This is a genomic window from Rhodanobacter sp. UC4448_H15 (assembly GCF_052978265.1).
Genome location: NZ_CM129665.1, coordinates 169,574 through 181,283, shown reverse-complemented (window position 1 = coordinate 181,283; position 11,710 = coordinate 169,574). Strand labels below are relative to the sequence as shown.

Here is an 11,710-nt window from a genome sequence, read left to right as displayed (position 1 = left end):
ATGTAGGTTGGGGGTGCGGGCAGGTCAGTGTCCAGCGACGTCCTTGCGGATCGCCTCGACCGTCTGCGCCACGATCAGGTCCACGCCGAGCTGGCCCAGCGCGGCGGTGGCGCGACGCGGGTCGCCGCCGTAGACGCCGTCGGCCGCGCCCGGCGCGCTCGCGTGGCGCAGTGTATCGGCGCGCACCATCGACGGTGCGACTGCCAGCTGAAGCGAGGTGTCGGCGAGCGCCGCGTGGGTGCCGATCTCGTCGTCGCGGTAACCGCGCCGGCGCAGCAGCGCGGCGTAGCCGGTGGAGCTGGCGGCGTAGTATTCCGGCGGCACGAACGCGTGTTTGGGCGAACCAGCCCAGTGCTTGTTGAGCCGGTCCACCACGCGGCGCAGGTCGCGCTGGTAGCCGCCGTGGTCGCCGAGCAGCACGACGTGGCGAAAGCCGTGCGCCGCCAGGCTTTCGGCGGCCGAGGCCAGCATCTGCTCGAACGCGGCATCGGGCACGCTGATGGTGCCGGGAAAGCGCATGTGCCCGCTCGGTGGCGTGATGCTGCCCTCGGGCACGTAGGCGACCACCGGCGCCACCAGCGCGTTGCCCAGCCCGCGCGCGATCCGCTCGGCCAGCGCCTCGGCGCGCGCGTTGTGCTTGCCCAGCGCGATGTAGGGCCCGCTTTGTTCGGTGCCGCCGATCGGGATGATCACGGTGGTGCTGCCGGCGTCGATGCGCGCGCGCAGCTCGGTCCAGGTCAGCTCCTGCAACTGCACCGTGGGCGGTTGCGCGCAGGCCGCCTGCGCCAGCATCAGCAGCAGGGCGAGGCCGAGGAGTCTGCGGTGATTCAGCAGGAACTTGCGCACGCGGGCGGGGAGGGGCGATCGATCATCCGCGCACATTGGAACAGCGCTGCGCCGCGCGCAAGCCCGTTGCGGCGCGGCAACGGGCCTGGCCGCTTTCAGTGCGACAGGTCGACCGCGTACACCGCCGTGCCGTCGCCGTTGTCCTTGAGCTGGCGGATGTTGTGCAGCCCTGCCGCTTTCGCCACATCGAGCTTGTTCGCCGCGCCGGTGAACACCACCGGACCGTGCGTCTTCAGCGGGGCGAACCGCCAGGAGGTGGCTTCGAGGTCGGCCGCGTCGAGGTGCTGCTTGCGCTCGATCCAGTGGGCCAGGATCTCGCGCGTGCCGTCGGGCGCGGCCAGCACGATGTTGCTGCCGTCGAGGCCGGGGAAGTGGCCGCCGCCGCTGGCGCGGTAGTTGTTGGTGACCACGACGAACGGCTGCGTCGGCGCGACCGGCTTGCCCTGGAAGGTGAGCGTGGTGATGCGCTCGCCGGCCGGCCTGGACACGTCGATCACGTAGTGGATGCCGCCCTGGATCTGGTCGAAGTTGTAGCCGGTGTAGCGGCTGTTGATCAGCGCCTGCTCGCCGGTCTGCTCCGGGTCGATGCGGTTGAAGCGCCGCGCGGACTGCTCCAGCCAGGCCTTGAGGCCGGCGCCGTCGATCTTCACCGCGGCCAGCGTGTTGGGATAGAAGTACAGGTCGGCGGCGCTGCGCAGGGTCAGCGAGCCGGCGGCCACGTCGGTGTAGTCGGCCGGGCCGCCGAAGCCGGTGCGGAACGCGGCGGCGGCCCCGAGCACCGGCACGTCGGCCAGCTCGGGATGGGTGAGCGGCAGTTCGCGGCGCACGTAGTCGATCTGCGCGGCATTGACCGGCGCCAGCGCGGTCATGTTGCCCTCGTCGGCGAAGTAGCTGCTCATGCGCAGCGCGCTCGTGCCGATCGGCGTGTTGACGTAGGCGACCGCGGCCTGCTGCACGCCCGCCACCAGTGGCGCGATCGCGGGGTCCGCCGGCACGCAGTCGTGCTTGTCCTTGCAGATCGGCCGCACCTCGCTGTGGCTGTTGTCCCGGTCGACCACCCAGCGGCCGTCCTGGCGGTTGAGCACCAGCGCGACCAGGCCCAGGTCCTTGCCGAAGAAGCCGCCCATCACCGCCGGCACGTTGCGCACGAAACCGCGGCGGGCGTCGACGTCCTTCATGCCGGCGTAGCGCGGGCCGGGGAATTCGGTGTGCGAGTGGCCGAGCAGCAGCACGTCGATGCCGGGCACGCCGGCCAGGTACCAGCCGGCGTTCTCCATGTCGCTGGTGTAGGGGTGGGTGTCCAGGCCGCCGTGCAGCAACGCCACGACCAGGTCGGGATGTTGCGCCTGCAGTTCGGGCAGGTATTTGCGCGCGGCCTCGACCACGCCGGCGACGGTGACCTTGCCGGCCAGGTGGTGCTGGTCCCACTGCATGATCGGCGGCGGGGTGAAGCCGATGATGCCGACTTTCAGCGGCACCCTGATGTGGCTGCCGTCGGGCGTGTAGGCGTCGATGGTCTTCTGCACGATCGTCCACGGCTTGAAGATCGGCGCGCCGTCGCGTGCGCTGGAGACGTTGGCCAGCACCAGCGGGAAATGCGGCCCGGCGCAATGCGTGCTGCGGCTGCCGTCGACGTTCATCGGCGTCCCGGTGACCTGGGACAGGAAGCCCAGCCCGTAGTTGAACTCGTGGTTGCCGGGCGTGCCGCCGTCGTAGCCGACCGCGTCCATCGCGCGGTACACCGCCAGTTCCTGGTCGCAGGCCACCGGCTTGACCAGCGCCTGGTAGTCGGCCAGCACGCTGCCCTGGATGGTGTCGCCCGAATCGAACAGGAAATGGTTGGGGTACTCGGCGCGCGCACGCCGGATCAGCGTGGCGGTGCGCTCGAAGCCGACCGTGGGATCGCCCTTCAGCCGGTAGTAGTCGTAGCTGAGCACGGTGGCGTGGATGTCGGTGGTTTCCAGGATCGCCACCTGCGCGCGGGCGCCGTCGGGCACGCGGCCGGAGCGCCACGGCAGCGCGGAGCAGCCGGCCAGCGCCAGTGCGGCCAGCGCCAGCAGGGGGAGGGCGAACGGGGTGGATCGGACGGACATGAAGGTTCCGGGAACAGCCGCTGAGGGGACGGCCAAAGCTAGCAGATCGGACGGCTGCCGCGGTGCCCGACGAGGTCGTAAGATGCGGTTGCAGGCTCGGTCCTGCAGGGGGATGGCTCAGCTCATGCGTTCGATTCCATGGCGCCGCGTCCGCGGCCCGGCGGTGTGTGCGGGGGCCGTGCTGCTGTTCGTGCTGTGCGTGGCATGCACGGCCTGGCGCGAGCCGCTGCCGCTGCAACGCGTGTTTGTCACCTCGCTGATGCTGTGCAGCGCCGTGGTGCTGATGGCCGTGCTGGCGCGCTTCGCCAGCGCGCTGCTGCTCGCCGGCAGCTTGTTCGTCGCGCTGAAGTTCATCGCGGTGATGAAGCTGCGCTACCTCGACGAGCAGCTGATGCCGGCGGACTTCGTCTACTACGTGCGCAGCAGCCTGCTCGACACCTTGCGCCACTATCCCCACCTGTACCTGCTCGGCATCGGCCTGCTGGTGCTGTTGCCGCCGCTGCTCTACCTCACTTGGCGCTGGGACTGGCGCGTGTTCGCCACCTGGCGCGCGCGGCCGGCGTGGCTGTTGCGCGGCGCGGGGCTGCTGCTGGGCGCGTCGGCGTGGTGGTGGTGCATGTGGCCGGGCGGTCCGTTTGCCGGGGTGCACGCGCGCAACACCTGGGAGAAGCTCTCCGACGACGCGCACCTGACCAACTTCTTCGTCAGCTTCCGCGACGCGGCGGTGCGGTTGCCGCCGATGAGCGGCGACGGCGAGGCTGAGCGCGTGTGGGGTGCGGCCGCGCAGGGGCTGCCGTCCAATCGCCCGCCGCCGTACCCGGACATCGTGCAGGTGCTGGAGGAGAGCACGTTCGACCCGGCCAACTTCACCGACTGCAGCGTGCCGGCCTGCCGCGCGGCGATGTTCAAGACCGATGCGCGCACCCGCGGCAGCGGCGTGCTGCGCACGCATACGTTCGGCGGCGGCACCTGGGTCAGCGAGTTCGCCAGCCTGACCGGCATGCCGCAGGACATCTTCGGCCCCGGCGGCATGTACGCGCCCTACGTGCTGGCGCCGCACGTGCGCGATTCGCTGCCGCAACTGCTGCGCCGCCTGGGCTACCGCACCATCGCGATCTATCCCACCGTCGGCAGTTTCATCAACGGCCGCAACGCGTATCGCGACTACGGCTTCGATCACCTTTACGACGTCAACGAGCTGGGCCTGGTCGAGTGGGAGGAGAGCGACCGGCAGATGTTCGCCGCGGCCAAGCGCATCTACGACAAGGTGAAGCGGCCGGGGCAACCGGTGTTCATCATGATCCTCACCCTGAACCAGCACGGCCCGCACGACGAGGACCCGATGTCGTCGCTGCCGCCGGCGTTCCGCAACCTGCTGCCGGGGCTGAAGCCGGCGGTGGCGCTCAACTTCGACACCTACCTGGCGCGGCTGCACGACTCGGACCTGGCCATGCGCGCGCTGGAGCACGACTTCCTCGACCGCCCGCAGCCGACCGTGCTGATGCACTTCGGCGACCACCAGCCGTCCTTCGGCGGCATGATCCGCGACCTGCCGCGCAGCCTGCCGCCGGCGCTGCAGCCGTATCGCGACTACCTCACCTACTACATGGTCAAGAGCAATTTCGCCGGGCCGGCGCTGCCGCGGTATCCGATGCTCGACATCGCGTTCCTGCCCGGCATGGTGCTGCAGGCGGCGGGCTTGCCGCAGGATGCGTACTTCGCCGCCTCCAGCCGCCTGCGCGATCGTTGCGATGGCCGCTACGACGACTGCACCGTGCCGGGGCTGCTGCCGTCCTATTACGCGTGGGTGTTCGACCGGCTGCACGTGTACGAGTGAGCGACCGCGTTCAGCTTCGTGATGACCGTGGGCGGCAGGCGGGGGTTCGCGGTTGTCGCGTGGGGGCAGTTGCACGGGCCGGCCGGGCGCCCGCGCCACGCGCCAGGCCTGCGTTGGCGCGATCGGCGGCGTGCTGGCAAGCGTCTTGCTTCGCCATGGACATGACTCGCCGCCTTCCCGATGCCGTTACGCCCCCGCCGAGCGACGCCGCCGTGTGCGCCGCCGCTGCGCTGGAGCGGCAGATGGACGCGCTGGGGCTGTCGCCGGAGGAGCGCCTGTTCCTGCGCACGCTGCACCAGAGCGAGCGGCAGATCAACGACGCCTTCGACGAGGCGCGGCAGTCGGGCGACCTGCAGCAGCAGGTGAGCCGCGTGTACAAGCAGATGTATCGGCCGGACTGAGGTTTCCGCCACGCGCGGCTATGCTGGCCTCCCGATCCGTTGCGGAGTACGCCGTGCCGATGGTCTCCACGCCTCGCGAGAAACCGCTGGCCGCACGCGTCGGCGTGATCGGCCATCGCGGTGCGCCGGCATGGCAGCCGGAGCACACCCTGGCGTCGTACGCGCGCGCGATCGCCGATGGCGCGGATTTCATCGAGCCGGATCTGGTGATGAGCCGCGACGGCGTGCTGGTGGTGCGCCACGAGAACGAGATCGGCGGCACCACCGACGTGGGCGCGCGGCGCGAGTTCGCCGCGCGCCGCGCGACCCGGCACATCGACGGCGTGGCGGTGACGGGCTGGTTCACCGAGGACTTCACCCTGGCCGAGCTGAAGACGCTGCGCGCGCGCGAACGCCTGCCGCAGTTGCGCGGCACCGCGCACGACGGCCAGTTGCCGATCGCCACGCTGGAGGAAGTGATCGAGCTTGCCGCCGCCGAATCCGCCGCCTGCGGACGGCTCATCGGCATCGTGCCGGAGATCAAGCACGGCACCCATTTCCGCGCGCTCGGCCTGCCGCTGGAAGACCTGCTGCTGGCCACGCTCGCCGGGCATGCGCACACGCGCACGGCCACGGTGGAGATCCAGTCCTTCGAGATCGGCAACCTGCGCTACCTGCGCGAACGGCTCGGCACCGCGCACCCGAACATCCGCTTGCTGCAACTGCTCGACGTGCCGCCGGCGCAGCCGTACGACGTGGTGGCCGCCGGCGGCACGCTGGATTACGCGCGGATGATGACCGCGAACGGCTTGCGCGAGGTCGCCGGTTACGCCGACGCGATCGGCCCGGAGCTGCGCGCGGTCATCCCGTGGAACGCCGATGGCCGCCTCGATCCGCCGACGCGCCTGGTGCATGACGCGCACGCGGTCGGGCTGGAAGTGCATCCGTGGACGTTCCGCCCGGAGAACACCTTCCTCGCCCCGGTGTTCCGCCGCGGCGACGATCCGCACGCGCGCCACCGCGCCGGCCTGGTCGCGCAGATCGGCGCCTACCTCGACGCCGGCATCGATGCGTTCTTCACCGACGATCCGGCCAGCGGGCGGCAGGCGGTCGACGCGCTCGTGCAGGCCGTGCAGGGCGAAAGCTCGCTATGATCGCGTGGTCGCCACGACGCCCGTCGCCCATGTCCATTGTCGCCAGCACGTCTCCCGCGTTTCGCCGCGCCCTCGCGCCGATGGTGGCGTGCGCTGCGCTTGCCGCCATGCTCGGCGGCGCGCTCGGCGAAGGCGCCGACGCGTGGCAATGGCTGCACTGGATAGCCAAGCCGCTGGCCACCGTGCTGGTGATCGTCGCGGCGCTGGCGTGGCCGCCGATCACGTCGCGCTATCGGCGCCGGATCGTGGTCGGGTTGATCTGTTCGCTGCTCGGCGACGTGTTGCTGATGTGGCCGGCGGATCTGTTCGTGGCCGGCCTGGTGGCCTTTCTCATCGGCCATCTCTACTTCATCAGCGGCTTTCTCGGCGACAGCCGCCTGGGCACGCGCCCGCTGGCCTGGCTCGGCTGCCTGCTGCTGGCGGCGCTGAACCTGGCGTGGCTTTGGCCGTCCATACCGCCGGCGCTGCGCGGCGCGGTGGTGGTCTATGCGCTGGTGCTGGCGGCGATGGCGGCGCAGGCACTGGCGCGCGCCTGGGTACACGCCGGCGACGTGCTGGCGCGGCCGGCGCGGCGTGCGGCGATCGGCGGAGCGCTGTTCATGCTCGGCGACAGCCTGCTGGCCTGGGACCGCTTCCACGGCGCGCTGCCGCTGGCCGCGGTGTGGGTGCTCGGCAGCTACTACGCGGCGGTGTGGTTCATCGCCCGCTCGGTGGCGCGGGACGATGGCATGGCGGGCGTGACGCAGGCATCGACGGCATGAATACCTCCGAGCTCATCATCACCTGGGCGACGCCGTTCTTCTTCGCGCTGATCGCGCTGGAGTTCATCGTCGCGCGCGTGCGCGGCCAGCGTGTCTATCGCGGCAACGACACCGTCAACAGCATCGGCCTGGGCGTGATGTCGCAGATCGCCGGGGTGTTCACCAAGCTGCTCACGCTGGGCATCTATGCGTGGTGCGTCGAGCACCTGGCGCTGTTCACGCTGCCGGCGCACAGCCTGTGGGTGTGGATCAGCGCGCTGCTGCTGTACGACCTGCTCTATTACTGGCTGCACCGGATGGGGCACGAGGTGAACATCCTGTGGGCGGCGCACGTGGTGCACCACCAGAGCGAGCAGTACAACCTCTCCACCGCGCTGCGCCAGACCAGTACCGGCGGCCTGCTCGGCTGGATCTTCTACCTGCCGATGGCGCTGCTCGGCTATCCGCTGGAAGTGTTCGTGGCGGTGGCGCTGATCGACCTGCTGTACCAGTTCTGGGTGCACACCGAGCAGGTCGGCAAGCTGGGCTGGTTCGACCGCGTGTTCTGCTCGCCATCCAACCATCGTGCGCACCACGCCACCAACGACCGCTACCTCGACCACAACTACGGCGGCATCCTGATCGTGTGGGATCGCCTGTTCGGCACCTTCGTCGAGGAGGACGACGCCGACAAGCCGGTCTACGGCACCCGCGCGCCGCTGCGCAGCTGGAACCCGCTGTGGGCGAACGCCGAGGTGTATTGGGCGGCGGCGGTCGATGCGTGGCATGCGCGGCGCTGGCGCGACAAGCTGCAGGTGTGGTTCCGTCGGCCCGGCTGGCGCCCCGCCGACGTGGCCGCGCGCTTCCCCAAGCCCGCGTACGACATTCATCGCGCCGTCTACGACCCGCCGATGGCGCCGGCGATGGCCGCGTACTGCCTGCTGCAGTTTGCCCTGCTGCTGGGCATGGCCACGCATTTCCTGGGGCTCACCGCGCACGCGGACTTCGCCACCTTGTTCGGCTATGCGCTGTACATGGTGGCCAGCCTGTGCGTGATCGGCGCACTGATGGAAGGCCGTCGCGTCGCGTTCTGGCTGGAGGGCCTGCGCACCGTGCTGACCGCGATGGTGCCGCTGCTGCTCGGCCGCTGGTTCGGCGTCGACCCGCTCGACCAGCGCGCCGCCGCGGCGATCGCCGTGCTGTTCGGCGCCAGCGCCGTCGCGCTGCCTTGGCTGGCCGGCCTGCGCCCGCGTGGACCGCTGCACGCCGCCTCCAACCTGTAGAGCGGGCAGTGCCCGCCGCCCGTCCACGGTTCGTGGCAACAAGCGGCGGGCAGTGCCCGCCCTACGGGTGACTCCCACCCCTCGCCGTTCACCCTGAGCGTAGCCGCGCAGCGGCGGAGTCGAAGGGCGGGGCTGTCGCACGGCTTCGACTTCGCCGCTGCGCGGCTACGCTCAGCCCGAACGGTTGTGGGAGCCGATGCATCTCCGAACCCCGAATACCGAATACCGAATACCGGCCAAGGGCACCACGCACAGGGGTACGCGTGTGCACGGCACGCATTTGGACGTCCAAACGGCACGCCGCCATGCAGCCGCCTGGCCAGATGGGCGCGACTTGTTATGCTGTGCGCTGATTTCAAGGGGAGCACCCTATGGGTTTCTTCAGCAAACTGATACGCAGCAAGTCGGTCGCGCAACTGCAGGCCGAGGCAGGCGCCAGCCGGGATTTCCGCCGCACCATGGGCGTGTGGCAGCTCACCGCGATCGGGGTGGGCGCGATCGTGGGCGTAGGCGTGTTCGTGCTGGCGCCGAACGAGGCGGCGTTGAACGCCGGCCCGGCGATCATCCTGAGCTTCCTGGTGGCCGGCATCGGCAGCGCCTGCGCGGCGCTGTCCTACGCCGAGTTCGCCGGCATGATCCCGGTCACCGGCAGCGCCTACACCTACGGCTATGCGGTGCTGGGCGAATTGCCCGCATGGATCATCGGCTGGGACCTGCTGGTGGAGTACGCGCTGATCGTGGGCGTGGTCGCGGCGGGTACGTCGAACTACCTGCAATCGCTGATCGCCCAGATCACCGGCCTGCACCTGCCGGTGTTCCTGCAGGCGGCCTACGACCCGGCGCATCCGGACAGCGGGCGCGGCATCAACCTGATCGCGATGCTGGTGGCGCTGGGCGTGGCCGCGCTGCAGGTGGCACGCACCGAGGTCGGCGCGCGCTTCAATACGGTGGTGGTGGCGCTCAAGGTGCTCGGCGTGATCGTGGTGGTGGTGGTGGGTGCGTTCTACGTGAACACGGCCAACTGGACCCCGTTCGTCCCGCCGCTGGTGCACGACGCGGCGGCCACCGGCGGCACGCGCTACGGCGTGAGCGGCATGCTGGCGGCGGCCAGCATCGTGTTCTTCGCGGTATTCGGCTACGACACGCTGACCACCGCGGCGGAAGAGTCGAAGAACCCGCAACGCGACCTGCCGCTGGCGGTGATCGCCTCGCTGGGCGTGGCGATGGCGATGTACCTGGCCATCTCGCTGGTGCTCACCGGCATGGTGCCGTACAACGGCTGCGTGGATCCGTCCGAGGTCGCCGGGCAGTGCTCGGAGATGATCCTGGCCAGCTCGGCGCCGGTCAGCGCGGTGTTCGCCGCGCGCGACCTGCACTGGGTCAGCGGCATCATCAACGTCGCCGCGGTGTGCGGCATCGCCAGTGTGGTGTTCGCCTTCATGCTGGGCGCGGCGCGCATCTGGTTCGCGCTGGCGCGCGACGGCCTGCTGCCGGCGTGGTTCGCCAAGTCGCACCCGAAATACGGCACGCCGCACCGCCCGACCATCGCGCTCGGCGTGTTCACCGCGCTGGCGGCGGGCCTGCTGCCGATCCGCGAGCTGGCCGAACTGGTGAACATCGGCACCTTGTCCGCGTTCATCGTGATCTGCGCCTCGGTGCTGATCCTGCGCATCCGCCAGCCGGAGCTGGAGCGGCGCTTCCGCACGCCGGCGTTGTGGCTGCTGGCGCCGCTGGGCATCGTGTTCTCGCTGTTCCTGATCATCGGCTGGCCGTGGGTCACCGACGGCCAGTTCCACATGATCGGCGGGCTGGACATCGTCACCATGTGGCGCTTCGTGATCTGGATGGCGATCGGCCTGGCGATCTACTTCTTCTACGGCATGCGCCACAGCAAGCTCGCCACCGGCGAGCCCTGATCCGGCTCGGGGTCTGTGAAGAAAACCACTTCCTGTGGTTTTCTTCTATCGCGAGTCCGGTACATGCCCGGACTCGCTCACATGGAACAGTCACTTGCGTGACTGCTTCATGTCCGGCCATCGGGCAACTGCTCCTGCGTCGCCTCAACTCGGGCATCCATGCCCTCGTCATGGCCGGCCTGAGAGGTTGAAGAATCACAACCGCTCAGGCGCTGGCGAGGGCCGTGACCACCCGGTCGCGGCCTTCGCGCTTGGCCTGGCGCATCGCCAGGTCGGCGCGGGCCAGCAGGCTCTCGACGCTGTCGCAGCAGCCGGGCGTGCATACCGCCACGCCGATGCTGGCGCTCAGGTGTCCGCCCGGGTGATGGCTGGCGGCCACCGCCAGGCGCAGTTGCTCGGCGCGCAGCAGCGCCTGCTCCAGGTTCACGCCGGGCAGCAGCATGGCGAATTCCTCGCCGCCGATGCGGCCGATCAGGTCGTTGCTGCGGGCCTGCGTGCGCAAGCGCGCGGCCAGCGCCACCAGCGCGGCGTCGCCGGCGGCATGGCCGTATTCGTCATTGATCCGCTTGAAGTGGTCGGCATCCAGAAACAGCATCGCCATGGGCTGGCGCTGTTGCTGCGTTTCGTGCAGCGCGATGCGGCCCAGGTCGAGGAAGCGGTTGCGCAGCAGCACGCCGGTGAGGCCGTCGGTCTCGGCGCGTTCGCGCAGCAAGCGCTCCAGCTTGAACTGTTCGAGCAGGGTGCGCGCCATGAACGCGCGCAGCACCGTCGCCAGCGACACCGAGATGGCCATGTAGACCGAGTACTGCAAGGTGCGCTCGCCGTCGCCCAGGTGCAGCAGCATCGGCAGCGGTCCCAGCGCGCACAGCGCCATCGCGATGAGGAAATCCCAGCGGCCGAACCAGATCACCGACGAGGCCACCGGCAGCAGCAGGCCCGGCAGCGGCTGGCGCGCGCCGGCCGTGCCGCAGAACCCTGCGAGGTTGATGCCGATCTGCAGCAGCACCACGCACAGCAGGGCGAGCATGCGCAGGGTCAGCGGCTCGCGGCACTGCCGCGCGGCGATGACCACCAGCAGCATCGGCGGGGCCGGGATCAGCTGCCACAGCAACTCGTTCGGGCTTGCGCCGAGCAGGCCGCGCACCACCACCGCCAGCAGGTAGGCGCACAGCGCCACCGCCATCAGCGCGTGGATCATCGGCCCCATGCGCTGCGCCAGATAGCCGGCGTAGTCGCGGCGGAACGCGGCGTCTTCGCTGGGTTGTGGCTGGAGGGCAGGGGCGGGCATGGCGGCGGTCGGAATATCCGGAGTGGTTTGCGGTGGAGCAAAGCACGATGAATGCCAACGCCAGGACGCGCCTCGCGGCCATGCGGGCGCGGCGATCGTGACCTTCGGCAGGGGTGGGCGCCGGCGGCGCGCACTAGCATCGAAAGCCCGCGTTCGCCCCTGTCGCCAGCTCA

Annotated in this window: 9 protein-coding genes; 6 read left to right on the top strand and 3 right to left on the bottom strand. The window is 70.1% G+C overall.

The window, feature by feature from the left end; translation table 11 throughout:
- Positions 1 to 24: 24 nt before the first annotated feature.
- Positions 25 to 846, bottom strand: coding sequence for a creatininase family protein (locus ACVCMI_RS00730; protein ID WP_447097819.1), 822 nt, complete (start codon positions 844 to 846; stop codon positions 25 to 27).
- Between the two features lie 95 nt (positions 847 to 941).
- Positions 942 to 2,939: a bifunctional 2',3'-cyclic-nucleotide 2'-phosphodiesterase/3'-nucleotidase gene (locus tag ACVCMI_RS00725; RefSeq protein WP_447097820.1), complete on the bottom strand. Its 1,998-nt coding sequence runs from the start codon at positions 2,937 to 2,939 to the stop codon at positions 942 to 944.
- Positions 2,940 to 3,063: 124 nt separating this feature from the next.
- Between ACVCMI_RS00725 and ACVCMI_RS00720 the strand changes: the two genes are divergently transcribed.
- The 6 genes from ACVCMI_RS00720 to ACVCMI_RS00695 all read left to right on the top strand — a co-directional run bounded on the left by ACVCMI_RS00720 (position 3,064) and on the right by ACVCMI_RS00695 (position 10,249).
- Positions 3,064 to 4,776 carry an LTA synthase family protein gene (locus ACVCMI_RS00720; protein ID WP_447097821.1) on the top strand — a complete coding sequence of 571 codons (1,713 nt, stop codon included), beginning with the start codon at positions 3,064 to 3,066 and terminating at the stop codon, positions 4,774 to 4,776.
- Between the two features lie 161 nt (positions 4,777 to 4,937).
- Positions 4,938 to 5,177 carry a hypothetical protein gene (locus tag ACVCMI_RS00715; RefSeq protein ID WP_395120538.1) on the top strand — a complete coding sequence of 80 codons (240 nt, stop codon included), beginning with the start codon at positions 4,938 to 4,940 and terminating at the stop codon, positions 5,175 to 5,177.
- Between the two features lie 59 nt (positions 5,178 to 5,236).
- Positions 5,237 to 6,310 (top strand): glycerophosphodiester phosphodiesterase family protein, encoded by a 1,074-nt coding sequence (locus ACVCMI_RS00710; RefSeq protein ID WP_447099512.1) that lies wholly within the window; start codon positions 5,237 to 5,239, stop codon positions 6,308 to 6,310.
- A gap of 29 nt (positions 6,311 to 6,339) precedes the next feature.
- Positions 6,340 to 7,071 (top strand): lysoplasmalogenase, encoded by a 732-nt coding sequence (locus tag ACVCMI_RS00705; protein ID WP_447097822.1) that lies wholly within the window; start codon positions 6,340 to 6,342, stop codon positions 7,069 to 7,071.
- Positions 7,068 to 8,333, top strand: a complete 1,266-nt coding sequence (locus ACVCMI_RS00700; protein WP_447097823.1) for a sterol desaturase family protein — start codon at positions 7,068 to 7,070, stop codon at positions 8,331 to 8,333. Before ACVCMI_RS00705 ends, ACVCMI_RS00700 begins: the two co-directional genes overlap by 4 nt.
- A gap of 371 nt (positions 8,334 to 8,704) precedes the next feature.
- Entirely contained in the window at positions 8,705 to 10,249 is a 1,545-nt protein-coding gene (locus tag ACVCMI_RS00695; protein ID WP_447097824.1) for an amino acid permease, read from the top strand.
- A gap of 205 nt (positions 10,250 to 10,454) precedes the next feature.
- Here ACVCMI_RS00695 and ACVCMI_RS00690 read toward each other — a convergent pair whose 3' ends face one another.
- Positions 10,455 to 11,537 (bottom strand): GGDEF domain-containing protein, encoded by a 1,083-nt coding sequence (locus ACVCMI_RS00690; protein ID WP_395120531.1) that lies wholly within the window; start codon positions 11,535 to 11,537, stop codon positions 10,455 to 10,457.
- Between the last annotated feature and the right edge of the window lie 173 nt (positions 11,538 to 11,710).

Coding starts and splice junctions, on each gene's coding strand:
- ACVCMI_RS00710 (WP_447099512.1), top strand. CDS start 5,237: ATGGTCTCCACGCCTCGCGAGAAACCGCTGGCCGCACGCGTCGGCGTG.
- ACVCMI_RS00725 (WP_447097820.1), bottom strand. CDS start 2,939: ATGTCCGTCCGATCCACCCCGTTCGCCCTCCCCCTGCTGGCGCTGGCC.
- ACVCMI_RS00720 (WP_447097821.1), top strand. CDS start 3,064: ATGCGTTCGATTCCATGGCGCCGCGTCCGCGGCCCGGCGGTGTGTGCG.
- ACVCMI_RS00695 (WP_447097824.1), top strand. CDS start 8,705: ATGGGTTTCTTCAGCAAACTGATACGCAGCAAGTCGGTCGCGCAACTG.
- ACVCMI_RS00690 (WP_395120531.1), bottom strand. CDS start 11,537: ATGCCCGCCCCTGCCCTCCAGCCACAACCCAGCGAAGACGCCGCGTTC.
- ACVCMI_RS00705 (WP_447097822.1), top strand. CDS start 6,340: ATGTCCATTGTCGCCAGCACGTCTCCCGCGTTTCGCCGCGCCCTCGCG.
- ACVCMI_RS00700 (WP_447097823.1), top strand. CDS start 7,068: ATGAATACCTCCGAGCTCATCATCACCTGGGCGACGCCGTTCTTCTTC.
- ACVCMI_RS00715 (WP_395120538.1), top strand. CDS start 4,938: ATGACTCGCCGCCTTCCCGATGCCGTTACGCCCCCGCCGAGCGACGCC.